At 41.8% G+C, this 24,262-nt stretch carries 25 protein-coding genes; 15 read left to right on the top strand and 10 right to left on the bottom strand.

From position 1 onward, the window contains the following. Nucleotides 1-44: 44 nt before the first annotated feature. The 3 genes from RIB15_RS06075 to RIB15_RS06065 form a co-directional block, all read right to left on the bottom strand. Complete coding sequence (locus tag RIB15_RS06075; RefSeq protein WP_350201260.1) at nucleotides 45-1,136, bottom strand: DUF2914 domain-containing protein; 1,092 nt, start codon at nucleotides 1,134-1,136, stop codon at nucleotides 45-47. Between the two features lie 290 nt (nucleotides 1,137-1,426). Then, a complete protein-coding gene (purM, locus tag RIB15_RS06070; RefSeq protein WP_350201259.1) occupies nucleotides 1,427-2,434 on the bottom strand; it encodes a phosphoribosylformylglycinamidine cyclo-ligase in 1,008 nt (335 codons plus the stop codon). A gap of 6 nt (nucleotides 2,435-2,440) precedes the next feature. Beyond that, nucleotides 2,441-2,971, bottom strand: coding sequence for a YfiT family bacillithiol transferase (locus RIB15_RS06065; protein ID WP_350201258.1), 531 nt, complete (start codon nucleotides 2,969-2,971; stop codon nucleotides 2,441-2,443). Between the two features lie 510 nt (nucleotides 2,972-3,481). On the opposite strand from RIB15_RS06065, the gene dtd reads away from it, so the two are divergent. The 9 genes from dtd (at nucleotide 3,482) to RIB15_RS06020 (ending at nucleotide 9,877) form a co-directional block, all read left to right on the top strand. Beyond that, the gene (gene dtd, locus RIB15_RS06060; protein ID WP_350201257.1) at nucleotides 3,482-3,922 is read left to right on the top strand and encodes a D-aminoacyl-tRNA deacylase; all 441 of its coding nucleotides are present in this window, start codon (nucleotides 3,482-3,484) and stop codon (nucleotides 3,920-3,922) included. Then, nucleotides 3,923-4,822: an alkaline phosphatase family protein gene (locus RIB15_RS06055; RefSeq protein WP_350201256.1), complete on the top strand. Its 900-nt coding sequence runs from the start codon at nucleotides 3,923-3,925 to the stop codon at nucleotides 4,820-4,822. Beyond that, complete coding sequence (locus RIB15_RS06050) at nucleotides 4,812-5,339, top strand: hypothetical protein (RefSeq protein ID WP_350201255.1); 528 nt, start codon at nucleotides 4,812-4,814, stop codon at nucleotides 5,337-5,339. The genes RIB15_RS06055 and RIB15_RS06050 overlap by 11 nt, the downstream gene beginning before the upstream one ends. Further along, nucleotides 5,336-5,587, top strand: a complete 252-nt coding sequence (locus RIB15_RS06045) for a hypothetical protein (RefSeq protein ID WP_350201254.1) — start codon at nucleotides 5,336-5,338, stop codon at nucleotides 5,585-5,587. The genes RIB15_RS06050 and RIB15_RS06045 overlap by 4 nt, the downstream gene beginning before the upstream one ends. Continuing rightward, nucleotides 5,580-6,458: a patatin-like phospholipase family protein gene (locus RIB15_RS06040; protein ID WP_350201253.1), complete on the top strand. Its 879-nt coding sequence runs from the start codon at nucleotides 5,580-5,582 to the stop codon at nucleotides 6,456-6,458. Before RIB15_RS06045 ends, RIB15_RS06040 begins: the two co-directional genes overlap by 8 nt. A gap of 12 nt (nucleotides 6,459-6,470) precedes the next feature. Next, on the top strand, nucleotides 6,471-6,986 hold the full coding sequence (locus tag RIB15_RS06035; protein WP_350201252.1) for a DUF3124 domain-containing protein: 516 nt from the start codon (nucleotides 6,471-6,473) through the stop codon (nucleotides 6,984-6,986). A 4-nt stretch (nucleotides 6,987-6,990) separates the two neighbouring features. Continuing rightward, entirely contained in the window at nucleotides 6,991-7,512 is a 522-nt protein-coding gene (locus RIB15_RS06030; protein WP_350201251.1) for a GNAT family N-acetyltransferase, read from the top strand. A 130-nt stretch (nucleotides 7,513-7,642) separates the two neighbouring features. Further along, nucleotides 7,643-9,205: a glycerol-3-phosphate dehydrogenase/oxidase gene (locus tag RIB15_RS06025; protein ID WP_350201250.1), complete on the top strand. Its 1,563-nt coding sequence runs from the start codon at nucleotides 7,643-7,645 to the stop codon at nucleotides 9,203-9,205. A gap of 21 nt (nucleotides 9,206-9,226) precedes the next feature. After that, on the top strand, nucleotides 9,227-9,877 hold the full coding sequence (locus RIB15_RS06020) for a nitroreductase family protein (RefSeq protein ID WP_350201249.1): 651 nt from the start codon (nucleotides 9,227-9,229) through the stop codon (nucleotides 9,875-9,877). Nucleotides 9,878-9,924: 47 nt separating this feature from the next. Here the strand turns inward: RIB15_RS06020 and RIB15_RS06015 are convergent, their stop codons facing one another. Next, nucleotides 9,925-10,788: a nucleotide excision repair endonuclease gene (locus RIB15_RS06015; RefSeq protein WP_350201248.1), complete on the bottom strand. Its 864-nt coding sequence runs from the start codon at nucleotides 10,786-10,788 to the stop codon at nucleotides 9,925-9,927. A 289-nt stretch (nucleotides 10,789-11,077) separates the two neighbouring features. Here RIB15_RS06015 and RIB15_RS06010 point away from each other — a divergent pair, with 289 nt between their 5' ends. Both RIB15_RS06010 and RIB15_RS06005 read left to right on the top strand, forming a co-directional pair. Then, nucleotides 11,078-12,049, top strand: coding sequence for a DUF5683 domain-containing protein (locus tag RIB15_RS06010; protein ID WP_350201247.1), 972 nt, complete (start codon nucleotides 11,078-11,080; stop codon nucleotides 12,047-12,049). Nucleotide 12,050: 1 nt separating this feature from the next. Beyond that, a complete protein-coding gene (locus tag RIB15_RS06005) occupies nucleotides 12,051-13,532 on the top strand; it encodes a Kelch repeat-containing protein (protein ID WP_350201246.1) in 1,482 nt (493 codons plus the stop codon). 32 nt (nucleotides 13,533-13,564) lie between these two features. Here RIB15_RS06005 and RIB15_RS06000 read toward each other — a convergent pair whose 3' ends face one another. After that, complete coding sequence (locus RIB15_RS06000) at nucleotides 13,565-13,966, bottom strand: universal stress protein (RefSeq protein ID WP_350201245.1); 402 nt, start codon at nucleotides 13,964-13,966, stop codon at nucleotides 13,565-13,567. A gap of 115 nt (nucleotides 13,967-14,081) precedes the next feature. Here RIB15_RS06000 and RIB15_RS05995 point away from each other — a divergent pair, with 115 nt between their 5' ends. From RIB15_RS05995 to RIB15_RS05980, 4 genes are all read left to right on the top strand, one after another. Continuing rightward, on the top strand, nucleotides 14,082-15,491 hold the full coding sequence (locus RIB15_RS05995) for a CCA tRNA nucleotidyltransferase (RefSeq protein ID WP_350201244.1): 1,410 nt from the start codon (nucleotides 14,082-14,084) through the stop codon (nucleotides 15,489-15,491). Next, a complete protein-coding gene (gene ispE, locus RIB15_RS05990) occupies nucleotides 15,491-16,366 on the top strand; it encodes a 4-(cytidine 5'-diphospho)-2-C-methyl-D-erythritol kinase (protein ID WP_350201243.1) in 876 nt (291 codons plus the stop codon). The genes RIB15_RS05995 and ispE overlap by 1 nt, the downstream gene beginning before the upstream one ends. Nucleotides 16,367-16,499: 133 nt before the next feature. Next, nucleotides 16,500-18,977, top strand: a complete 2,478-nt coding sequence (locus RIB15_RS05985) for a glycogen/starch/alpha-glucan phosphorylase (protein ID WP_350201242.1) — start codon at nucleotides 16,500-16,502, stop codon at nucleotides 18,975-18,977. A gap of 101 nt (nucleotides 18,978-19,078) precedes the next feature. Then, on the top strand, nucleotides 19,079-20,110 hold the full coding sequence (locus RIB15_RS05980; RefSeq protein ID WP_350201241.1) for a mechanosensitive ion channel family protein: 1,032 nt from the start codon (nucleotides 19,079-19,081) through the stop codon (nucleotides 20,108-20,110). 368 nt (nucleotides 20,111-20,478) lie between these two features. Here RIB15_RS05980 and RIB15_RS05975 read toward each other — a convergent pair whose 3' ends face one another. The 5 genes from RIB15_RS05975 to RIB15_RS05955 are packed head-to-tail and all read right to left on the bottom strand — an operon-like array spanning nucleotide 20,479 to nucleotide 24,260. Then, on the bottom strand, nucleotides 20,479-21,291 hold the full coding sequence (locus RIB15_RS05975) for a TonB family protein (protein ID WP_350201240.1): 813 nt from the start codon (nucleotides 21,289-21,291) through the stop codon (nucleotides 20,479-20,481). Between the two features lie 9 nt (nucleotides 21,292-21,300). Next, nucleotides 21,301-21,714 (bottom strand): ExbD/TolR family protein, encoded by a 414-nt coding sequence (locus RIB15_RS05970; protein ID WP_349354815.1) that lies wholly within the window; start codon nucleotides 21,712-21,714, stop codon nucleotides 21,301-21,303. Nucleotides 21,715-21,716: 2 nt separating this feature from the next. Continuing rightward, nucleotides 21,717-22,424: a MotA/TolQ/ExbB proton channel family protein gene (locus tag RIB15_RS05965; RefSeq protein ID WP_350201239.1), complete on the bottom strand. Its 708-nt coding sequence runs from the start codon at nucleotides 22,422-22,424 to the stop codon at nucleotides 21,717-21,719. Between the two features lie 15 nt (nucleotides 22,425-22,439). Further along, nucleotides 22,440-24,059: an SPOR domain-containing protein gene (locus tag RIB15_RS05960; protein WP_350201238.1), complete on the bottom strand. Its 1,620-nt coding sequence runs from the start codon at nucleotides 24,057-24,059 to the stop codon at nucleotides 22,440-22,442. Nucleotides 24,060-24,062: 3 nt separating this feature from the next. Further along, nucleotides 24,063-24,260 carry an HU family DNA-binding protein gene (locus tag RIB15_RS05955; RefSeq protein ID WP_350201237.1) on the bottom strand — a complete coding sequence of 66 codons (198 nt, stop codon included), beginning with the start codon at nucleotides 24,258-24,260 and terminating at the stop codon, nucleotides 24,063-24,065. Between the last annotated feature and the right edge of the window lie 2 nt (nucleotides 24,261-24,262).

The raw sequence follows: 24,262 nt of genomic DNA, 5'->3' as shown, positions 1-24,262 counted from the left end.
ATACTTTTAGGAATCATTCTATAATGAATGATTCCTTTTTTTTGTTAAAAAACCCGGCTGCTTAATCGATAAGGTTGAGCTGTTGAATCTATATCTATCTCAAAGCTTATAATTCCAAGCACGAGCCCTTCTTTTGTGATCACATCCACTTTCCACTCGCCTTCCATCATTTTATTTTTGTAAGTATAACCACGAAATCCCTCATCCCTTCCTCCGGTTATTTCAAAACCAATTTCATCAATAACTTCCCACTTATTGGTATGCGGGCTAAACCATTTCCAGCGGTGCATTACATCTTTTTTGAAATCAGAAGGAGCAAAAATGGAGGTAAAAACAAACACATCTGAACCTTCTTGGTATTCATATTCATGGCGGTTGTCTTTCCATATTTTATACCAGGGTTCCCGTTCATACGTCACGATGTACTTATCTTCCAAACGTTCTACCTGATGTGCCACCAATCCTTCGTCCAGTGCCAAAGGAACAGGAGGTATAAAATTGAAAAAGTAGAAGGTGTTTATCAGCAGATGAATCCCAAAAATAAACCCCATCATTTTTCCTAAGTGAAGTTCTTTCCTGGTTGAAGGACTTTGGTTGTAGATGTAAATAATAAGTCCCAGCGTTGTCCCTAAACTTATAGCACCGGAAACCATAAACAGAAAGAGATTCATTGTGCCCACAACCAGCGGAACAAAAAAGGTGAAAAAGGTAAAATTGACAAAAAAGTAGGCGCTAAACTGCAGATATTTATTGGAGATCCTTTTCTTAAGTAACTCATTGGCAAACAATAAGATCACAAGTAGAATGAAGAAGATCACCGTTTTTGAAAAAGAGACACTGCGGGAAAAATAGATTACATATGCACTGCATAATCCTCCCAGGAAAAACTGAATAGCCAGAGGGAGGTAATCCTGATATTTCTCAAAAAATGTGTCTTTCCATTTTCCATCATCTGCCAGATTAAACAGATATAAACAAATAGTAAGAGAACCAAGATAGGTGCAAAGAATAATACGATCGTACAGCCTATCAATACGACCCAGCGTGAGGGAATCCCAAACAAAACCAACCATAAAAAAGACCACCGGTAAATACCGCTGGTTAGCCCGTACAAAAGCCCGGAATCGATTGATCATTAAATATATTTATGTTGATTTGATTTCCTGCAGAAGATAGAACAGATGAGGCTTTTTAAGAAATTTGAATGGAACACAGATGACAAGGATTGAGCGGGTGCTTGCTGACTTGTGTAGTAAACCTTGATTTACAGGATTATTGGATTTGCTTGATTATAAGTGCCCATAATCATGGCTATCCTTTAATCGCAGAAATCATGGTTCAAAACTCTGAAGTCACCGCTTTGCTGAAAACTTCAGAGAGCATGGGAGATAATTTGTTCTATTTCCTTTCTTTTTCCATGATAGGTTTAAATCACTTTTCCAACGTCAAAAACCTCTTCACCTAACTCTTCCGCTTTTTTGGTAACCGCATCTACTTCACTTTCAGAAACCACGGCAATCAACCCAATGCCTAAGTTGAAGGTTGCCTGCATGTCATCTTCGGGCACATTTCCTATTTCCTGGATAAGGTCATAAACCGGAGGACGTTCCCAGCTATCCCAGTTGATGTCTAATTTCAATCCTTCAGGAAGAATGCGCTTGGTATTCCCTACAATTCCCCCCCCTGTAATGTGGGAAAATCCATTGACTCCATTCAGTTCTTTGAGTTCTGTAATCAGAGACAGATAGGATTTGTGCACTTTCAGAAGTTCATCTCCAACTGTGCTTCCCAGATCTTCCACATAGTTTTCTACTTTATATTTACTAAAGAGCACTTTTCGGGCTAGTGAATATCCGTTGGTGTGCAAGCCTGTACTTTTAAAACCCAACAATACATCTCCTTTCTGGATATCAGATCCGTTGATTACTTTATCTTCATCCACAATTCCTACAATGGTTCCCGCCAGGTCAAATTCACCAGCATCATAGATGTCTGGCATTTCGGCCGTTTCTCCCCCAATCAGAGCTACGCCATTTTCTTTACAGGCTTTGGCAAATCCTTTCACCACGTCTACGCCTACATGCTGTTCCAGCTTTCCTGTTGAAAAATAATCCAGAAAGAATAGCGGCTTTGCTCCGCATACGGCTATATCATTCACACAATGATTAACCAGATCCTGACCAACGGTGTCATATTTTCCTGCTTTAAAAGCCACAATCAATTTAGTTCCAACCCCATCTACCGAACTTACAAAAACAGGCTTTTTATAAGCCCCTAAATCCGGTCTGAAAAAGCCTCCAAAACCACCAATATTTGAAAGAACCTCTGGTCCGTGAGTGTCTTTGACCACACCTTTGATTGATTCAACCATTTCTTCTCCGGCTTTGATATCTACTCCGGAATCTTTGTAGGTAATTTGTTTCTTATCAGACATTAATTGCTACGATTTTTCTTGTTGTGTTACGAGTCGTATATGTGCCAAATGATGATTAGAATGCCAGGCATAATGAGCAGCTGATCTGGCCAGTGTAAATGTAATTCCTGATTCAGGATTGGTAAAGGTTCGTTCCCATTGGTTCTCATTTAAACTTTGATAAATACGAACCATCATTTCATGGGTATTTTCCAGCATATCAAGAGTAAGCTCTAATGGAATTTCAAACTGGAAATCTACCTGCACCCAGCCATCCTGGTTATAAGGCCGAATGGTTGGATTATCTTCCGTCAAAGCTGTTTTAATTCTTACAATAGTGTTTAGATGGCTATCAAGTAAGTGGCTGATAACTTGTCTGACCGTCCATCCATTTTCTCTATACGGAGTAAGTAAAACATCATCAGAACATCCTTTAATTTCATTTCGGATATGCTCTGGAAGTAAGGCAATATCATCAATCCATTGATCCAGATCTTCCTGAGAATAATCTTCAGAAAAAGAAGGTTTGCCTATGGGATATTGTTTCTTGTCTGCCACGAAATCTCTAAAACACTAAAAGGTTTGAATGGAAGTTCTTGTCGTGAATAAATTGAGACTATAAATATTTCTCACTTCATCACTCTTCAATAAGATCACCTAAATATAGAATGTTTAGCAGAGTGTTTTTTGAACTTTTTCCCTTTCTTTTCCACAGCAGAATACAATAAGTATGAGATTTATATAATTTGTAGTAGTAGTAGAGGCTGTGGATAAGTGGATAACTTTTTTATCCTGAATTTTGCCGGATCCCTTAAAAACATGTGGATATTTTTGTGGGTAACCTGCTAATAAAAATCAGTAGGTTAGCTGAGTCCGGAAATTGTTGTTCACAATTACATATGTTTTTTACATAAAACTATGTCCAAACTCATCAACACGAAAAGTTATTCTTTTTGAATGTTGATTATCCGGTTTGATTGTGGAAACTTGTTCACAACTTTGGGGCATTTTAGTTATCCAACTTTTGTTAATGAGTAATCCACATAGTAATCCACATATCAACAGTTTATGAAAGCAGTTATTCAGCGCGTGAAATCTTCTTCTGTAATGGTCGATAATGAAATTACAGGAGCTATCGATCAGGGACTTTTAGTATTACTTGGAATCCACGAAGACGACACAAACGAACAGCTGGAATGGATCTGCAATAAGATTTCCAAGCTACGAATTTTTGAGGATGAAGATGGTAAAATGAACCTCTCTGTTCAGGATGTGGGAGGCGGCATTTTAGTGGTTTCTCAATTTACCTTGTATGCCAATTCAGAAAAGGGAACCCGCCCGAGTTTTATAGAAGCAGCTCGGCCGGAAAAAGCAGAACCGATGTATGAAGACATGATTAAATGGTTTAAAACTCATACAAAGCTAAACATTCAAACCGGGGAGTTTGGAGCTATGATGAATGTAAAGCTCGAAAACGACGGGCCGGTAACGATTATCCTGGAGAAGTAAATGTCGGTTATTTTCATTTTTATTGATGGAGTTGGACTTGGTGAAGCCGATAAGTCAAACCCTTTTTATAGTAACAGATACAATTCTTTTGAGGTGCTGACAGACGGGTTCTTTAACAAAAAAGCTGAATCTGTTATTAGTAAAGATCATCTTTTCAAACCCATTGATGCCAATTTAGGAGTGGAAGGATTGCCTCAAAGCGGAACGGGACAAACGGCACTTTTCACCGGCAGAAATGCGGCAAAAGAAATTGGGAAGCACTTTGGGCCCTTTCCCCACTCTGGCATAAAACCATTTTTAAAAAGGGAAAGTATTTTTCACGGGGTGAAGGAATTGGAAAAAAAGCCCTATTTCATGAATGCCTACCCTCCCATCTTTTTTGAACATGCTAAAAAAAGAAATCGATGGAGCTGTACCACACTGATGACCAAAAGTGCAGAGATGAAATTAAATTCTACGGAAGATGTGCTTAATGAAAGTGCATTGACTGCTGAAATTGTACAAAATGCCTGGCGGGAAAAGCTGAATATCGATATCCCAAAAATTACCCCGACCGATGCCGCCCGGCGATTACTGAATGTCATTTCTGATTACGATCTCGTACTCTATGAATATTACCTGACTGACAAGGCGGGACATAATCAAAGCCTGGAAGATGCGGATCGGGTGCTGAAGCCGCTGGATGAATTTCTGCAATACATTATAAAGCATAAGAGCAGTTCAGATACCCTTGTCATTACCAGTGATCATGGAAATTTGGAGGACCTGTCCACCAAAACCCATACCCGAAATAAAGTGCCGTTGTTTATATTAGGCGAAAATAGCGCAGACTTTGATAAGGTTAAAAGTCTTACAGATGTAAAAGGAAAAATAATTCAATCTCTGAAGGATGATAACTGAGCTTCTTAAAAAAGTTTGTAAAGAGCTGGAAAATAAAGATATAGATTATATGCTTTCTGGAAGTTTAGCTATGAATATCTATACAGTACCAAGAATGACCAGGGATATTGACATAGTGATCAACATCAGAGTATCGGATATTGAGAAGTTCGTTACCATATTTAAAAATGGATTTTATATTTATGAAGAAGGACTGGAAGAAGAAATAAAGAATAGAAGAATGTTCAATGTAATTGATAATGATTCGGGGTTTAAAATAGACTTCATTGTCAGGAAGAATACAGAATTTCACCTGAATGAATTTAAGAGAAGAGAAAGAAAATCTGCTTTTGGTTTTAAACCGTGGGTAGTTACGGTGGAGGATTTAATTATATCAAAATTAAAGTGGATTCAGGATCTGAAAAGTGATACACAAATATCTGATATAGAAAACTTACTATCTGTGCCTGGCATAGATAAAGATTACATTAAGAAATGGTGCCAAAAATTAGACTTGATAACATACGATCTGATATGAAAGACACCCCCAGGCATATATCGGATATTCAGAAAAAAATAATCCTTTCCAAAACGAATGAAGAACGATCCTTAATGGGAGCAGAAATGATAGATTCTGTTTATCAAATGATAAGAGACAGAATCATAGAAGAAAAGCCCGGCCTTTCGAAAAGAGAAATAAATGCAGAGATGTTTTTAAGGTACTATCAAAATGAGTTTTCTGAACAAGAAAAAGAAAAAATTATAGCATCAATTAAAAGTGGATAAAGTAAAAGTCCATTTAGTATTAGGTAGTGGCGGAGCCCGGGGAATAGCTCACATTGCCATTATAGAAGAGCTGGAAAAACAAGGATTCGAGATTATTGAAGTGATCGGCTGCTCGATGGGAGCTGTAGTTGGGGGAATCTATGCAGCGGGGCAGCTGCCGGAGTATAAAAAATGGCTCACCAGTCTTTCCCGGAGGGATGTTTTTGAACTCCTCGATTTTACTTTCACCAAGCAAGGTTTTGTGAAAGGAGAAAAGTTGTTTGCGAAGCACCTGGAGGTAACCGGGAAATTCAACATAGAAGAATTCGACATTCCTTTTACAGCAGTGGCAACGGACATGAAGCATAATCAGGAAGTGCATTTTAAGTCGGGTGATCTTTATAAAGCGTTGCGTGCATCTGTTTCCATTCCGGGTTTTTTTGTGCCGGTTGTAGATAATGGCCGGGTTTTGGTTGATGGCGGCGTGCTCAATCCACTTCCTGTCAATCTGGTACAAAAACAGGAAGACGCCATTATTGTAGCCGTAAACCTGAATGGAAGATATAATGCGAAATACGATAAAAAGCCGGAACCCGATCGCATCGACGAAATGAAAAAGTGGTTCGAAAACCTGCTCCCCGATTCCATAAAAGATAAGAGAAAGCAAAAGCCGGAAGTTGATCCTGAAGAAGATTCATTCTCATTAATTGAGTTAATGGATAGCACCTTTAGTTTTACACAAGATCGGCTCACGGAGCTGATGATCGATGTTTACAAACCCGATAAGCTGATTGAAATTCCCCGCAACGCCAGTGGGATATTTGATTTTGACCGCGCCAAACAGATTTTGGAAGTAGGCAGAGAATCGTATAATAAAGTCATGAATGAATAATGGGGTGATAAAATGAAATGTTCTTCGATAAGTCTGTGGATGGTGTTAACCATATTTTTTATTGGTTGCGAAAAAGAAATACCCGAGTCGGAATATTTACCAAGTGAAAACTACAATTATACCGAAGTAAATTTTTCTAATCTGGAAAAGCGACAGAAAGTCTATATACCTATTTATTCTGATATTTATGTTTTTTCGGGAAGTAAAAGGTTTCCTTTGACAGCCACACTTAGTATTCGCAATACCAGCTTAACAGATACGATGTATGTTGGGGCAGTTGATTATTATGACTCAGTAGGAAATATGACTAAAGAATATTTGGATGAACCTATTTACCTGAGTCCGCTTGCCTCGGTAGAGTTTGTTGTGCGCTCCGATGAAAATGTAGGAGGAGCTGGAGCTAATTTTATTGTCGACTGGGGGGCAACAAGCCGGACAAAGAACCCGGTTATTCAGGCTGTGATGATAGGAGAAAGTAACCAGCAGGGTATTTCTTTTGTTACTAACGGAATTGTAATCGAAGATTAGACAAGTGAACAGGATTAATATCAGAGCGGAACAACATACCGATTACCAACAGGTATATAAAGTCCACCAAAAGGCATTTGGACAGGAAGAGGAAGGTCAAATTGTAGAAAGGATCAGAAAGAGTGGCGGATTCGTGCCAGAATTATCTCTTGTTGCTGAAATAGATGGAGCAGTTGTCGGGCATATTCTGTTCTCCAAAATTACCATCGAAACCAAGCAGGGAGATAAAGAAAGCTTAAGCCTGGCTCCCATGGCTGTGCTGCCGGATTTTCAAAAACAGGGAATAGGAGGACAGATGATAAAGGCTGGAATTCAAAAGGCTGTTGAGCTGGGTTTTGATTCTATTATTGTTTTGGGACACGCCGACTACTATCCGAATTTCGGATTTGAAAAAGCATCAAAATGGAAGATTACTTGCTCATTTGAAGTTCCTGACGAGGCGTTTATGGCTATAGAGTTAAAAGAAGATGCGTTGGCAAATTCAGCTGGTAAGGTCGTTTATCCTCCCGCTTTTAATATTGAATAGAGAGATTCTCTAAGAAAATCACAGGGAATCAGATATGTGATGATTCAGGATATTTCCAATTTTAAATCATTTAGCAGATATTGGAAAAGCAGTAGTATTTCATGCAGCAAACAGAATTGAGAAGAGGCCGATGAACAGAGCAGACTTTCTGGATCACATTAAAGAATTCAATGATTTTTGGGATGTCGTCGTGATTGGCGGCGGTGCAACCGGACTGGGTTGTGCAGTAGACGCGGCTTCCAGAGGGTACAAAACGTTGCTTCTGGAGATGCACGATTTTGCGAAAGGAACATCCAGCCGAAGCACAAAGCTCGTTCACGGCGGAGTCCGCTATTTACAACAGGGAGATGTTTCGCTGGTGATTGAAGCCCTTCACGAGCGCGGACTTCTTATTCAGAATGCCCCACACCTTGTAAGTCATCAGTCTTTTATAGTACCAAGTTATGAATGGTGGAACGGTCCTTTTTATGGGGTTGGACTGAAAGTATATGATGCACTGGCCGGGAAGCTGGGTATCAAGAAATCAGAAAACCTGTCGAAAGAAAAAACACTGGAAAAAATTCCCACGCTGGAGCCCAAAGATCTGCGCGGTGGAGTGATGTACTATGATGGTCAGTTTGATGACTCCCGCCTTTCCATAAATCTCGCCCAAACCATTGCCGATGAAGGGGGCTATCCGCTGAACTATATGAAAGTGACCGGCCTCAAGAAAAATGCCAACGGATTTATTGAAGGGTTGGAAGTCCGTGACATGCTGAACGGTGAAGACCATGAAATCAATGCCCGCGTAGTGATTAATGCAACGGGTATTTTCACCGACCACATTATGAAAATGGATGAGGAAGATCACCAGAATATTATTCAGTGCGCACAGGGTATTCACCTGATTTTGGATAAAGAATTCTTGCCGGGTGAATCGGCCATTATGGTTCCCCACACCGATGACGGCCGGGTTTTATTTGCCGTTCCCTGGCACAATAAGGTGATTGTCGGCACAACGGATACGCCCATTAAAAAACCGACACTGGAACCGGTAGCTCTCGAAGAGGAAATAGAATTTATTCTGAGACATGCAGCTCAGTATCTTACTCAAAACCCATCCCGAAAAGATGTAAAAAGTGTGTTTGCAGGATTGCGCCCACTGGTAAAACCCCCGGATGTTAAAAAAACCTCCGAAATATCCAGAAGCCACCATCTGCAGGTGTCTGAGTCGGGACTGGTTACCATAACCGGAGGCAAATGGACGACTTACAGAAAAATGGCCGAGGATACCATCGATCGGGCGGCACTGGTAGCTGGATTGGAGGTAAAAGAATGCGCGACCAAAGATCTTCGGATTCACGGCTGGCTGAAGAATGTGGATCGTGGTGATCATTTATTTGTGTATGGTTCAGATAAAGTAGCCCTGCAAAAATTAATTGAAGAAGATGAATCCCTGGCGGATCGTCTTCACCCCAATCTCCCCTACATAAAAGCAGAAGTGATTTGGGCAGTTAGAAATGAGCTGGCTCAAACCATCGAAGATATCCTTTCCCGGCGCACGCGGGCACTTTTACTGGATGCCAAAGCCAGTGTAGAAATGGCTCCTGAAGTAGGCCGGCTGCTGGCTCAGGAATTTGGAAAAGATGAAGGCTGGGTGGAACAGGAAGTGAAGGAATACAAGCAGGTAGCTAAAAATTATATCCTGGAATAGAAATCAATCGACGAACTATTAATGAAAATTGAAGAAGCAATACAGAATCGGCGGACATTAAAACTAAGAGCAAATCCTGAAGATCCGTTGCCGGTTACAAAAGGAGAAGAATTTAAGCGGGTTATCGAGGAACTGATAAAATTGGCCGGAAAAGCTCCATTTCACTATCGAAGTGCAGAAACCCACCGAAAGCAGAATCTGGCCGGCGCTGAGCCGTGGCGGTTTCATGTGCTGGATGGAAATACCTGTCGCAAATTGCTCGAAATTTTTAATCAGGATAAACCTATGAAAGCCAGCGAAGGGATCAAACAGATGCTGGCTGCCGCTGATGCGTTGATTTTGTCTACGTGGCTTCCCGAGCGTTCGAGATCTCTATCCAGAAAATTTCACCCCAATGTGAAAAACATGGAGCACATTGCAGCTACCGGGGCAGCTATCCAAAGCCTGTTGTTGGCAGCGACTTCCAGGGGGATTACCAACTATTGGTCGTCGGGAGGATGCTTGCGAAAACCCAAAGTCCTAGAGTTTTTAGGAATCCCAAAGCAGGAAATTTTGCTGGGAGCCGTCTTTTTATTTCCGGATGAGTATCCTGAATCGGTTCAAACCAAAACCGGAAAAAATGTGGAAGCAAAAGGGGAGCTGAAAGACTATATGGAATGGGTGGAGCTATAGAACATTGAACATTCAATATTCAATGTTGAATATTCAGTGTTCCTCCCTCACCCTTCTTTCATCAGCGCCAGCAGGTCATCAATATCATCCTGGTTAATCAGTTCGGAGCGCAAACCTAGTTCGTTCTTCATCCGGTAATTTCGTTGCGGACCTAAAGTAAAAAACATCCGAAGCGTTTCCAGCTCGTTGTCAAAGTAGTTCTCGGTGAACCGGTCTTTAAAGTTCAGGCTCATGATATGTTCTTCAAACTGGTCAGCCAGCAGGCTGGAAGACCCTTTCAGAAACTGATCCACTAGAAATCCGGATTCTTCATCCAGTCGAAGCTGAAATTTTTGCGGAGTGATCCGGTTCAAAAGCTGGCTGGGCAAATAGTGGGCGCTGGTGATACTCGTTTCCTGTACAAAAAGCAGTTTTAGCAGGGCACCAAGTCCCTTACGTGTTTTCAGGTGACCTTTAAAACAGCCGTACACTTCCGGATAATCATCCAGCACCCGCATCGATAACCGGAACTCTTTTTTATTACCCCGGCGCGCGGTGGAAATGTAGTAGTAGGTTTCCGGTTTTTTATTGGCGTGATTGAACGGCGGGCGCAAAGAACGGATCAGCAGGTTTTCGAGGAGAATGGCATCCGTTTCGGTATTGCATACTTCGTAGCTGATACGGGTGAGGTGGGCAATCATCCGCTGTACCTTCTTTGATTTGGAATACCGGTACGAGGTGATACGCTGCTGGAGGTCTTTCCCTTTTCCCACGTATAAAACCTGGTCGTGCTTATCATACATGGTATACACGCCCGGCTCGTGAGGAGGAAGCTCCTCTCCCAGGGCATTATTCACCCGCTCTTTCTGGGTGATGGCGGTAGGTTCAAACAGGTCTAAAGTCACTAAAGGAAATAATTTGATTGCTAACAACGAAAGCTAAAATAGAAGAATAGCGACTAAAAGTGGAATGAGATTTTTTGTAATAAACCGGAGTAATAATTTATGCGATATTCTAGCAGGGTATTCGTCTGATCTTGATAATAATCATTTGGGACAAATCACTTAACCTGGTTATTACTCCCTGATAAACAATTGTTTAATAAAAAACAATAAAGTAGCTTATTTGGCAGGATTATATGTAACTAAGTTTTATATCATAAAGAAAGCAACTTTAAATCATCAAATGCATATTTATCTCAAGTTAGCATTAATTCTTATCTTGTCATTTGTCAGCCTGAAAGCAAAGGCTCAAAGCCAATTAAAAAAAGGAACGTTTGCGCTACGTATTAATACGTTAGGTGTAGAATACGCAAAACAAGATTCTTTTTTTATTGCAATAAATTCGGATTTTGAAAATCCGGTAAAGGTCTCCAATCTTGACACTCTTGAGCTTCCTGTTGGAGAACATAGCCTCACCATTTTCCAAAAATATTATCGGGATGTGACATTCATTCAAACTATAAAAGAGGAAGAACTTTATGAAAGGATTGTTTACATAAATCGTTTTGAAAATCCAGATAAACAAAAGACGGAAAGCAGCTATCCCAGGTATTATTGGCAGTTAGCTGCATTTGTGCTAACAGATGACAGTACTGAGGTTTTTTATTATGGCAAAAGTTTAGGGTACAGAATTGCTGTTTTTGATTCTATAACACAGAGCATACAATTAAAAGGAATTGCCAATGATGGAACTAAATTTTCAAAACGTTTTGATACTGGTAAAACGTTTAATGTAATGGAGATTTATTACCGGCCTGACAAGAATACCCTTCGGCGAAAGTCAGTTATTCCAGGAGCGGCACAAATCTATAAAAGAGAATATGCAAAAGCAGGTATATTTATTGCGGCCGCTATAGCTACTGCTGCATCCTCTTTATACTTTCAGAATAAATACACCAAAACACATAACGATTTTATGCAATTAGAGAGAGCTTATCAGCGTGAGAATGATCCGGTTGAAGCCTATGAATTGGCAAACGAGGTGGAAAGAAAACAAGATCAGTCGAATTCTGCATTCAGAACCAGAAACTATTTTATGACAGGCTTTGCCGCTGTTTACCTTGCGAATATTGTGGACAGTTTTTTAAAGCCCCGTATAGGATATAGAACCAATGAAATTGAGTTTGATCCCTACCTCGATTTTAATAAGCAGGCCGTTTTTATGAATTTTAAAATCACTAAGAAGTTTTAATATGAAAGAAAAAGCCATACCAACAGGGTTATTTTCATATGCACTTTTACTAAGTATGGTCTTTTGGACAGGGTGCGAGCTTCCAGCAGACTTTGACCGTAAAAACCCGAATGATGCTGGCAGTATAAATTATTTACCTTCTAATGAAGGTCTGCAAAGGGTGGAACATGTTGTTATTGACCGGAATATAGTTCAGCTAACCTGGCCTCAAATTTTTGGTGTGACCCGCTACGAAATTCGTCGTAAAAAAAGTACAAGTTCGCAGTACAATCTTATTCATGAAACTGAAAGCTTTAAAGACACAGCCTGGACTGATCAGGTTCTTGAGGCCGACGTCTACCAGTATAGAGTTGATGCTATTGCCCGAAGTGATTCGTCCCTTAAATTAGAAAGTGAGTTGGTTTTAAGCGGTTTCGTAAATAATCTGGATCTAAAATTCGATAAATCAGGCGGGTTCGCTGTAAGATCTTCAGCATTTGGGATGAGCATTTCTGAAAAAGAATTTCTCCTATATCATCCTCAAAACTTTAGTAGAAAACCAGTTTTTAGCCTCTTAGATTTGGAATCGGGCACATGGGAACTAAAAGAATTTGAAAACCTTACTGCTATACGAAATATTAGTCATCAATCGGATATTTCTCCGGTTGGAAATAATGCATTTTTTTCAGTGAACCGGTTCAACCAAGAGCAGAACTTTATAGGTATTCTTTGTGAAATACATAAAGGTATTTGCACAGAAATAGGGCAGGAATTGGTTGATGCCACAAAAAATTTAGAGATGGCTAGGTTTGCACAGCTTCAAAACGGAAAATTATTATTCACAGTACGCACAAAGTTTAGCCCGTTAAGGAATGCTGCATATATTCTTGACCCAAAAACAAGAGCTATTACAGGAATTAATCCCCCCCTTGATGACATGGTTCCTTTCACCTTAAACACATTAAAAAATGGAAATGTAATAGGCTGTCTGAAAACAACTCAATGTCAAGTATATGATGCGGAACAGCAAAACTGGAGTTATGTCGCTCCTTCTCCGTTTCTCAGAGAAGAACACGCGTTTAATTCGTTAACATTGTCGAATGGTAGTGTGGCTTTTTTAGATGGGTTTGACAATGAAGACGCAAGAGTTCAGTTGTATTTCCCAGACTCAGACTCATGGGAGGAGCTTCCTCGTACAAAATATCCAACCCACGACATACACTACAATAGGTTTGTTCATCCCATTCAACAGCCTGGGGAAAATCAGTTGATGGTTCTAACTGAAATGAATGAGGTGCGTTACCGTTCTTTCGAGTATTCTCTTGAAATATATGATTTTGAAAAAGAAAGCTGGTCCAAAGTATTTAGATTGCCAGATTATGTGGAATACATATATAATTTGATAGAAATAGAGCCGGGTGCTTATCTAATCACTTACGATACGGGTAATTATGGTGAGGAAGAGTATGGCAGCCCTAAATCAGCTCTTTTCTATACAGAGTAACAGACACCGTACTTTTTTAAGCGTAAAAAAACTTACTTAATAAGCGTAACCCCACCGGAGAGATTCTCAATAATATAATTACTGATTCCGCCCGGGCCTTCGTCGTTGATATCCCATTTAAAATCGGCTCCCCCGATAAACAAATGATCCGCCTTCAGCTTTTTCATTTGCTCGACAATTACTTTGCCCGGCTCTCCCGTTTCTACATAAGGTGTAAGCGGACCTTCTTTGCCGGCGATATCTTCAAAGGTATATTTGGCCATCTCCACAATAGCTTTGGCCTCGGTAAGGGCATCATCGTCAATCGCAACCACCAGAATATAAACTTCCGGCTCAGTCCGTAAATCCCGAAAAAGCTCTGCCGCATATTTAACCGCCGCACTGGCGTATTTTGTACCGTTGGTAGCTATCACCCACTTTTTTGCATTTCCCATAGACTATTTATTTGTTAAACGGTCTTTAATGTATGAATTAATCTTGTTGAAAATATCTTAGTTCTCCTCTGAAAGCAATCGCTAACATTCCTATCTTTGGCATGCTTTGAAACACATGGAAAACATACCAGCCGAACATCAAAAAGTATTTACCATCATCAGCGATGCTGCACAGGAATTGGACTGCCCTGTTTATGTTGTTGGTGGCTACGTCCGTGATTACTATCTCAACCGCTCTAAACAAGGAGAGATAGATATCGACTTTGTTACAGTTGGATCCGGAATTAAGCTCGCGCGAAAAGTTTCGGGCAAGATTAAGGGCTCCTCACTGGCTGTATATAAACAATTTGGAACTGCACAGGTTAAAACCGGAGAGCTGGAACTGGAGTTTGTGGGCGCGCGAAAAGAAAGTTACCGAAAGAACTCCCGTAAGCCGATTGTAGAAGACGGAACGCTGGAAGATGACCAGCTTCGCAGGGATTTAACTATTAACGCCCTGTCGTGGTCGCTGAATAAAGAAAGTTATGGGGAACTTAATGACCCCTTTGGAGGAATGGATGACCTGGAGCGCGCGCTCATTCGCACTCCCATCGACCCGAAAAAAACGTTTGATGATGATCCGCTGAGAATGATGAGGGCTATTCGGTTTGCTTCCCAGCTGGATTTTCGCATCGAGGAAAACACCTTTGATGCGATTACGGAAATGTCGGAGCGTATCAACATTATATCTAAAGAGCGCATCATTGAAGAGCTCAATAAAATTATTATGAGTGATAATCCGTCGCTGGGATTCACCATGCTTTTCAAGACAGGACTGTTAAAAGAGTTCTTCCCCGAAATGCACAACTTGCACGGCGTGAAGGAAGTGAAGGGTGTTCGTCATAAAGATAATTTCTGGCACACGCTGAAAGTGCTGGACAATGTAATTGAGATAGGTGCTGACCTCTGGCTAAGGTGGTCGGCTATTATGCACGATATCGCCAAACCGCCCACACAACGTTTTCAGGAAGGGGTTGGGTGGACATTCCACGGTCATGATGCCCTGGGAGCCAAGTGGACAAAGAAAATATTTCGCCGCTTAGGCCTGCCGCTGGATGAACGAATGCGATACGTTAAGAAGATGGTTAGGCTTCACTTGCGCCCTATTGCTTTGGTTTCGGATGAAGTTTCCGATAGTGCGATACGCAGGTTAATTTATGAGGCGGGTGATGACATTGATGACCTGATGAAGCTGTGCCGCGCCGATATCACCACTAAGAACGAGTATAAGCATGAGCGATATCAAAAGAACTTTGATTATGTAGAGCAGCGCATTAAAGAAGTGGAAGAAAAGGATCGGATTCGAAACTGGAAAAATCCGCTTTCAGGAGAAGAAATTATGGAAGCCCTGAACATCGAACCAAGCCGAACGGTGGGCGATGTCAAAGATGCGGTGAAAGAAGCAATTTTAAATGGCGATATCCCAAACGACCATGACGCGGCTTTTGAGTATATGATGAAACACAAAGAAGAATTTTTGAACTGATGGCAGATCTCTGGATTTCAAATTCATACGCTAAAATTAACCTCGGGCTGAATGTGCTGGAACGGCTCGATAATGGATATCACACCATTGAAACGGGCTTCTGCTTTATAGAGTGGAACGACCGTTTTGGAGTTAAGCACGCTCCCCGCATGGAGCTGGTCATGAGTGATGAAAAAATCCCGGTTGACGATTCCAACCTGATTGTAAAAGCCATCAAGCTCCTTCAGAAAGAAGCGGGACTGAAAGACGAGTTCTATATAGAAGTGGAAAAAAATATACCCGCCGGCGCGGGCCTTGGCGGAGGAAGCAGCAACGCAGCCACCACCCTCCGCATGATGAATAAGATTGCAAACCTGGGCCTGAACGAGAATGACCTCATGCAACTGGGAAAAAGAATCGGTGCCGATGTCCCCTTTTTCATCAAAGGAAAGCCGGGTTTTGCTACGGGTATTGGTGAGGAAATAGAAGAATTGGATATTCAGCCAGACGGCTGGATTGTAACCGCCTTTCCAGATATTGAAAGCAGCACAGCAGAAGCCTATCAGTTTTGTGAGCCCAATCCCGAACCGGAATTTTCCCTTAAAAACGTATTGCTTGAGGAAGAGCCGGAAGAATGGAGGTATTTGTTAATGAACCAGCTGGAGCCGGCCGTTTTTCCGCGCCATCATTTGGTTGGAAACATCAAGGATCAGCTTTATGAATTCGGAGCAGATTACGCCAGCATGAGCGGAAGCGGTTCCAGTGTTTTTGGCGTTTTTCAGCAGGATTTTGTTGCAATTAACGCCTATGAGTCGTTTCATAAACTCGGATTTCCGGCAAACCTGACCCGGCCAAAATTTGAGCCCGATTTGGGCATTTATGTAAAAGAAGAATGATTTGTGAAAAGTGATGAGTAATGAAGTCTCCCATACCATGAAGGAGATACATTATTAACTAAAAAAAACGCACCACTTCATTACTCATCACCTTCAAAACGATTTAAAGATTATTTATTAAGAACCAGATTTTATGAGTACTAAAAAAACAAATGGAGTGAACATCAGGTCCGGAATGGACAAAGATTCACTTCGCGAAGACATAAAGCTTCACCTCCGTCATACGCTGGCTAAGGATGAGTTCTCAACAACCAGCTGGGATAAGTACAGAAGCGTGGCCCTGACTATAATGGACCGGCTTAATGACCGGTTGTTGAAAACTCAGCAGCATTACTACAAAACCAATGCGAAACGAGTGTATTACCTTTCAATGGAATACCTGATCGGTCGCCTTTTGGATAATATGCTCGTGAACCTGAATGTTCGGGATTTAGTAGCTGAGGCCCTGGATGATCTCGATCTTTCCTATGAAGATATCCGCGACCAGGAATGGGATGCCGGGCTTGGAAACGGAGGCCTGGGAAGGCTTGCGGCTTGTTTCCTGGATTCAATGGCTACACTTGGGATTCCTGCTATCGGGCATGGTATCCGGTATGACTACGGGATCTTTTATCAAAAAATACAAGACGGCTACCAAATTGAACGCCCGGATCTATGGCTGAAGTATGGAAACCCCTGGGATACCGTTCGTCCAAAAGTTCAGTATCCTGTTGAGTTTTATGGAAACCAGGGAACGGTTCAGTCCAGTAATGGAAATACTCATTATAATTGGGAAAATACCCACCGGGTGAAAGCGGTGGCCTATGATACCCCCATCCCGGGATATGACAATGGTATTGTAAACTATCTCAGATTATGGAAAGCAGAATCATCAGCAGGCATTGATCTAAAAAGCTTTAATCAGGGGCAGTACATAGATGCGGTTCGTGATAATCAGTTGGAGCAAAACATTTCGCGCGTACTTTATCCAAACGATAAAGTGTTTGTAGGTCAGGAGCTCCGGTTAAAACAGGAATATTTCCTCGTCTCAGCTTCCATGCAGGATATAATTCGTCGCTTTAAGAAACAGTCTTCTGATTTCACCAAGTTTCCTGAGAAAGTATCCATTCAGTGCAACGACACGCATCCAAACCTGGCTATTCCGGAATTAATGCGCTACTTGCTGGATGAGGAGCATATGGAGTGGGAAAAAGCCTGGGATATCACGGTAGATACTATGGCTTACACTAACCACACACTGCTTCCGGAGGCCCTTGAAAAATGGCCGGTATCGTTGGTTCGAAATCTTCTGCCGAGACACCTTAATATTATCTATGAAATTAACCGTCGGTTTCTGGATGATGTTAAAATTAAGCTGGGAGATGACAAAAGCCGCCAAAGCCGAATGAGCATTGTAGGTGAGGGAGAACACCCCGTGGTTCATATGGCGCATCTTGGCATTGTCGGATCACATAAAGTGAACGGCGTTGCGGCTATGCACTCCCGCTTGCTGAAACAATCCATGTTCCGCGATTTTGATGAAATGTACCCGGATAAATTCACCAATAAAACCAATGGGATTACGCCACGCCGCTGGCTGAAACAATGTAATCCGGCACTATCCGATCTGATATCTGATAAGATTGGCGATGACTGGATTACAGATCTGGACGAGTTGAAGAAAATCAACAAGCAAGCCGACGACAAGAAGTTCAGAAAGGAGTTTGCTGAAATTAAACTCGAGAATAAAAAGCGGCTGGCAGAATACATCAAAGAGCACAATGACCTTGATGTAGATCCTGAATCAATGTTTGATATTCAGATTAAACGAATTCATGAATATAAGCGTCAATTAATGGCGGCTCTTCATGTGATTACCCTCTATAATCGCCTGAAAGAAAATCCTGATCTGGATATATCCCCAAGAACGGTGATTTTTGCAGGTAAAGCGGCTCCGGGATATACCATGGCCAAGCTTCACATCAAACTGATTAACAGTATTGCTGAAGTAGTGAATAATGATCCTGAAGTAAACCAAAAGCTGAAATGTGTATTTCTTCAAAATTATAGTGTAACACTGGCTGAGAAACTGATTCCTGCAGCCAACTTGTCTGAGCAGATATCAACAGCAGGCATGGAAGCATCCGGAACGGGTAACATGAAGTTTGCACTAAATGGAGCGCTGACTATTGGTACGCTTGATGGCGCCAATGTGGAAATCAAGGAAGAGGTAGGCGATGATAACATCTTTATTTTTGGGCTCGAAGAAGAAGAGATTGATCAGTTGCGCCGTGAAGGGTATAACCCATGGGATTATTACAACGCTAATGAAAAATTAAAGCAGGCGCTGGATCAAATTCGCGATGGGTTCTTCAGTAATGGCGATAAGGAACTCTTCCAGCCGATTATTAATGCGTTGTTGCACGAGGGCGATTACTTTATGGTGCTGGCTGATTACGAAGCTTATGTGAATAAGCAGAAAGAGGTTTCGGATTTATTCAAAGATCAGGACGAATGGAACCGAAAGGCAATCCTGAATACAGCGAATATTGGAAAGTTTTCCAGCGACCGAACCATCAACGATTACAACGATGAGATTTGGAAAGCGCCAAAGGTAAGTTTGGACAAATAAAAACGCAGAAGGCAGAGTCGTGTTACCCATGACTCTGCTTTGTTTTTTTGGCACCTAAAATTCTTGTGGGTTTTTTGTCTCAATCCATTACATTTGGCTCTATGATTCAACTACCAACAACAGCTCCTTCGCAAGTAGACTCTTTGGTTCCGGATAGTGGCATTATCCGGACTGATACAGTTAAGATTCCAGACCCAACCAATTATTCTCTTTCCGAGTTTTTTATTTATATCTGGGATTTACTGCAGGTACAGCTGTTTAGTATTCAGAATACTCCGGTCACCTTTCTGAAGCTGATTATCTTCATCCTGTTGCTGGTTGGATTTTCATTCCTGGCTTCTTTCACAAAAAGAATGCTTAATCGTAAAATTCTTCCGCGCTTTGTAAAAGATGGCGGACTCCGATACACCCTTTCCAGGATGTCGCAATATGTGGTGGTTGTAATCGGGGTCTTTATTTCATTCCAGTTTCTTGGGATAAATATGACCGGGCTGGCGGTTATTTTTGGTTTCCTGTCGGTTGGTATTGGTTTTGGTCTTCAGAACATCACCTCGAATTTCATTTCAGGTTTGATTGTACTTTTTGAGCGCCCGATTAGCGTGGGCGACCGTGTAATGGTCAATAATATCGAGGGTGATATAGAAGAGATTAATATCAGGTCTACAAAAGTAAAAACCCTGGATAACATCTCTATAATAGTGCCAAACTCAGAGTTTGTGTCTAAAGATGTGATCAACTTCTCTCATGGCGACCCAACCTATCGTCTTGGAGTCGATGTTGGCGTTTCATACTCTTCAGATCTGGATAAAGTCTTAAAAGCACTAAATGAAGTGGCTGATGAATGTGATGATGTACTCAAAACCCCTAAGCATGAAGTGCAGTTGCGTAGTTTTGGGGATTCTTCCTGGGATATGAAACTATTAGCATGGATTCCTGATGTGAAAAGACGATATCAGGTTCACAATAAATTAAATCAGGCGATTGTTCGGAAGTTCGCAGAATACGACATCGAAATACCATTCCCTCAAAGAGATTTACATGTCCGTTCAGGGCTCAATTTTGATAAGGATGAGGAGATTAAGCACGGTTCTGAAGATTCAGAAACTTCTAAGAAAGAATCAGGGGAAGATTAGGTTGATGTCAACACTTCTTAAGGAGTCATTTGTTTTGTTGTCATGCTGAACTTGATTCAGCATCTGAAAAGGGCGAGCAGTTAGCGAAAGATTCTCAATATATCAGGCAGATATCCTCCTCAGACCCTGAATCAAGTTCAGGGTGACAACTATTCGAAACCATAAAAGTCCATTTTTTAGTTTTTACAACAGAACTTAGATTTACGTTAAAACTGATATGTGAATTCTTTTTCAATCTTACCGGCATATAAGAACTGAAAATTATATTAACCGGATTGGTAAATAGAGATTGAAATGCTTTCTTCAATTTGTAAACAGGCAGCAAGTAAGGAAAAAAAGGAAGGATTTCATGGCCTTGTGATTAGATGTTAATCAAACACAAAACGGAAAGTAATGGTACCCCATTGGGTTTGCTGGGGAACACCACCGGGTAATCGTGAAAAGCGCCAGGTTCGAAGCGTGCTCATAACTTCTCTTTCCAACTCCGGATTCATTTTTTTGAGAAGAATGATCCGGTTCACGGTTCCATCCGGGCGAACTTCAAATCGCACCGTGATAACAGCTTCTTCATTAGCCGAATTTTCAGGCAATGGCTGTACCATCGGAGAACGGTCAATTTCTCCTTCCCATTTAAGTTCATAGGGAGAGGTTTTTTCTTCGTCGTTCCCGATCCCCTGGTCAGAATTCATGTCACCACGGGCTCCGTCAACATCACCACTTTCTTTGGCTCCTTCCTGAGCCGTTTCATCTTCCTGTGCTACCGGAGGTATTTCAACTTCTTCTTCCTGAACTTCCGTTTGTTCTTGGTTAGGGTCAATCTTTTCGGTTTCAGGGGTTTGAACAGCTTCCTCGGTTACGTCTTCCACCTGATCGGGAAGGTCAACCGGCTTGGTGTTTTCCTCGGTAGGTGTTTGCGGAGTTTCGTCGGGTTCGGGCGCCTCTTCTACCGGTTCTTGCGGCTCAATTTCAGAGGGATTGGGTCGCTGAGCAACCTGTTCATTCTTAACTTCTGAGTACTCAGCGAGCTGTCCGGTTTTAAATTCCCCGAACTCCACCTCGATATAAGAAGGCCGTGCATTTTGGTTCATATCCAGGGTGAACCAAAGCGAAAAAAGCAATAAAGCAGTATTTATCCCAAAGGTTACATACAGTGCCCGGCGATCGTCTTCGGTGAATTTCATAGGAATGAATTATGAGCCTTGTTCAGTAGCCATTACAATTTTAAGATTCAGAGCCTTGCTTACATTCATGACGCGAACGGCATCATCAACTTTAGCATCTTTGTCAGCTCTTAATACAACGGTTCCCTGTGGTTTATTATTTCGGGCATTACGAATAGCCGTTGCAAGGGAGCCGCGGGCCGTCAAGTCCCCGTCAACATAGAATTCACCATCTTTAGTGACGGCAACAGAAATAAACTGTGGTTCTGTTGCGGCACTGCTTTCCGCTTTGGGAACTTCAACCCGAATACCAAAGTTGGTAACGAAGGAAGAGGTTAGCAAAAAGAATATGAGGAGTAAAAGTACAATATCCGTCAGCGACGACTGCGAAAACAGCGACAGCGGCGGCAGCTTTTTATCTCCACGTCTGAAATCGCGCGACATAATTAATTATTCTCTTTTTTTGCAGGTGATTGAAGGAGGTCAAGGAAATCGGCCGAGGCATTTTCCAACTCAAAGATAGAGCGGTTGATTTTACCTAGCAGGAAGTTATAAAAACCATAAGCAATCAAACCGACAATCAGTCCGGCCGCAGTGGTAATCAGCGCTTCCCAGATACCGCCAGCAAGCACGCTCGGGTTTACATTTCCCTGTAGCGACTGAATATCCATAAAGGCTTCGATCATACCGGTTACCGTTCCGGTAAATCCAAGCAGTGGTGCAACACCGGCTACAGTTGCGAGCCAGTTCATTCTTTTTTCAAGAAAGAAAATCTCTTTTTTCCCTGCGTTATCGATAGCGTCTTCAATATCACGTAAAGGCCTTCCCAGTCTTTTAATACCCGCTTTAATGATACGTGCAATTGGCTTGTCAAATTCATCGCAATAGTCCATGGCATTAGAAGCACCGCCTTTTCCGGATTTTAGCATACTTTCAATGGTAGAAAGAAATTTTTCCGGAGCTACGTGAGATCGGTTTACGGCGCTCCAGCGCTCAGCGATTACATAAACAGAAATAGCAAAAAGCAGGAATATGGGAATCATCAGGATTCCGCCCTCGATCAAAAGGTCGAAAAAAGTGACAGTCTCTTCCTGCATGGCCATCAGTGAATCAACGGAGGCCGTGTCTTGCAAAAAAATCAGCAATAAGTGCATGTAGATGATATTCGTTTAGTTAATTTTGGTTATGAAATAATTTTTTGAAAGTGTTGAACCAAGAGTCTCTGCGGCAATTGCAGCTGTACGCATTGATTCGAACTGCCCTAAGCTTACGCGCCAAAGCTGTCCATATTGTTGTGAGGGTATGGTTGCAATAAGAACCCGATAGCCGTTGTTGATTAACTCTCGTTCAGCCGATTTTGCATTGCGTTCACTACTCAGTGAATAAACCACAATGGTGTAACCGTCATTTGCGTTGGGGTTCACAACACCTTTCAGACCATATAATGATTGTCCGGCAGGGATTGTTTTATTTTGTGATACCTGATTTTGAGGAGCTTGTTCCTGTGGAGTATTTTCAGGGGCTTCCTGAGAAGGGGTATTCTCTTCAGGCTGGGTGTTAGCTTGTTGTTGATTACCCTGATTTTGCTGAGCAGGCGTTTCATCAGCCGGTGGAACAGGAACTGGATCCGGCGGAGTGACAGAAGCCTGTTGTGGTGTCTCCGGGGTTATTCCCGGCACATTGACTATACCAAAATAGCCTAACCCGTAGGTTCCTCCTGCCAACAGAACGATAATTAGCAAAACCCAAAGCAAAACCGGCGCTCCCTGCGAGTCTCTGGAAGTTGTGGGCCGTTTTGGTTTTCGGGATGGTTTACTTTCTTTCTCTTGCTCCTTTTCTTCAGGCTCTTCTTCTTTCTGAGCCCTTTTCTGTTTGGCTTCTTCAGAGGCAAGGTTTTTAATAACCGGTATTATTTCTTCCTGGTCATCCTCTATCACATCAGAACCTTCGTCCTCCTCTTCATCTTCTGCCAGGGCCGCAAAAGGATCATCTTCATTCAGAGAGTCTTCTTCTTCCAGCTCTTCTTCAACGTCGGCCTCTCCAAAGAGAGCATTCAAAGAATCTTCGCCTTCCTTCTCTTCTCCCAGCTGTTTACTTAGTTCTGCAGCCAGTTCTTCATCACTTGATTCTTCCTCATCATCAGCATCCTCTTCATCTTTATTTCCCAAAAGACCGGAAAAAGTTCGTTCAGCAGAATCATCTTTATACGTATCTATTCCCCACTTGTCGGGGCCGGGTTTTGGCTCTTCTGCCTCTGCAATTTCTTCTTCTGTATCATCTTCAAGTTCTTCATCGGCAAAATCGAAAGGAGCTTCTTCCTCTTCGTCTGCAAACTCTTCAACATCTTCCGAGGGGTCTTCATCAATCGGCTCATCAGAACTTTCATCCAGTTCAAATGAGGGGCTTTCTTTGGCAGGCTCGTCTTCATCATCGAGCAGGCCGCCAAACGGATCATCATCCTCACCGGCATCAGCTGCTAAATCCGGTTCATCAGAATCTTCGGGTTGTGATGTATCCTCATCTTCGGAAGCCGCATCATCCATTTCAATGGGTTCCATCCCCACGTATTTATAATTTATTTCAGTGGCGAAATCATCAGAGGGGATAAAAAGGATGTTATTTCCGATACCGCTAAAAACACCCAACCCGGTTACTTCATACGCATCGCCTTCTGAAATAGCCTCTTTTATCTCTTCTACGAGCTCTTCAAGCTGACCTTCTACCTTTTCTTTCTCAATGCCTGAAGTCTCAACAAGCAATTCAACCAGTTTGTCATGATCTATATGCATGGCCTATCCCTTATTTTCAGCTGTAAATTCGACGGTGTCTTTAGGGGGGACCATCACGTTGGTGCCATCAGCATTTTTTTCTTGTTTTTGATTGTGATGAACGGCCTTAAATGTACCCAACCCTTTAATTTCAACGGAATTCTTCATGATGATTTGATCACGAATAACAATTCCCAACGTTTCTAAAAACTCGTTTGTCATGT

The sequence above is a fragment of the Gracilimonas sp. genome (assembly GCF_040218225.1).
Lineage (GTDB): Bacteria > Bacteroidota > Rhodothermia > Balneolales > Balneolaceae > Gracilimonas.
The sequence above is the reverse complement of the archived record's forward strand: the minus strand, read 5'-3'. Positions and strand labels throughout refer to the sequence as shown.

Excerpts from the sequence above, each read along its gene's own strand:
- RIB15_RS06050 (WP_350201255.1), top strand. The coding sequence starts at position 4,812 with ATGATAACTGAGCTTCTTAAAAAAGTTTGTAAAGAGCTGGAAAATAAA.
- RIB15_RS06075 (WP_350201260.1), bottom strand. The coding sequence starts at position 1,136 with ATGATCAATCGATTCCGGGCTTTTGTACGGGCTAACCAGCGGTATTTA.
- RIB15_RS05955 (WP_350201237.1), bottom strand. The coding sequence starts at position 24,260 with ATGACAAACGAGTTTTTAGAAACGTTGGGAATTGTTATTCGTGATCAA.
- RIB15_RS05980 (WP_350201241.1), top strand. The coding sequence starts at position 19,079 with ATGATTCAACTACCAACAACAGCTCCTTCGCAAGTAGACTCTTTGGTT.
- RIB15_RS06025 (WP_350201250.1), top strand. The coding sequence starts at position 7,643 with ATGAACAGAGCAGACTTTCTGGATCACATTAAAGAATTCAATGATTTT.
- RIB15_RS05975 (WP_350201240.1), bottom strand. The coding sequence starts at position 21,291 with ATGAAATTCACCGAAGACGATCGCCGGGCACTGTATGTAACCTTTGGG.
- ispE (WP_350201243.1), top strand. The coding sequence starts at position 15,491 with ATGGCAGATCTCTGGATTTCAAATTCATACGCTAAAATTAACCTCGGG.
- dtd (WP_350201257.1), top strand. The coding sequence starts at position 3,482 with ATGAAAGCAGTTATTCAGCGCGTGAAATCTTCTTCTGTAATGGTCGAT.
- RIB15_RS06045 (WP_350201254.1), top strand. The coding sequence starts at position 5,336 with ATGAAAGACACCCCCAGGCATATATCGGATATTCAGAAAAAAATAATC.
- purM (WP_350201259.1), bottom strand. The coding sequence starts at position 2,434 with ATGTCTGATAAGAAACAAATTACCTACAAAGATTCCGGAGTAGATATC.
- RIB15_RS05995 (WP_350201244.1), top strand. The coding sequence starts at position 14,082 with ATGGAAAACATACCAGCCGAACATCAAAAAGTATTTACCATCATCAGC.
- RIB15_RS05985 (WP_350201242.1), top strand. The coding sequence starts at position 16,500 with ATGAGTACTAAAAAAACAAATGGAGTGAACATCAGGTCCGGAATGGAC.
- RIB15_RS06005 (WP_350201246.1), top strand. The coding sequence starts at position 12,051 with ATGAAAGAAAAAGCCATACCAACAGGGTTATTTTCATATGCACTTTTA.
- RIB15_RS05965 (WP_350201239.1), bottom strand. The coding sequence starts at position 22,424 with ATGCACTTATTGCTGATTTTTTTGCAAGACACGGCCTCCGTTGATTCA.
- RIB15_RS05970 (WP_349354815.1), bottom strand. The coding sequence starts at position 21,714 with ATGTCGCGCGATTTCAGACGTGGAGATAAAAAGCTGCCGCCGCTGTCG.
- RIB15_RS06000 (WP_350201245.1), bottom strand. The coding sequence starts at position 13,966 with ATGGGAAATGCAAAAAAGTGGGTGATAGCTACCAACGGTACAAAATAC.
- RIB15_RS06055 (WP_350201256.1), top strand. The coding sequence starts at position 3,923 with ATGTCGGTTATTTTCATTTTTATTGATGGAGTTGGACTTGGTGAAGCC.
- RIB15_RS06020 (WP_350201249.1), top strand. The coding sequence starts at position 9,227 with ATGAAAATTGAAGAAGCAATACAGAATCGGCGGACATTAAAACTAAGA.
- RIB15_RS06035 (WP_350201252.1), top strand. The coding sequence starts at position 6,471 with ATGAAATGTTCTTCGATAAGTCTGTGGATGGTGTTAACCATATTTTTT.
- RIB15_RS05960 (WP_350201238.1), bottom strand. The coding sequence starts at position 24,059 with ATGCATATAGATCATGACAAACTGGTTGAATTGCTTGTTGAGACTTCA.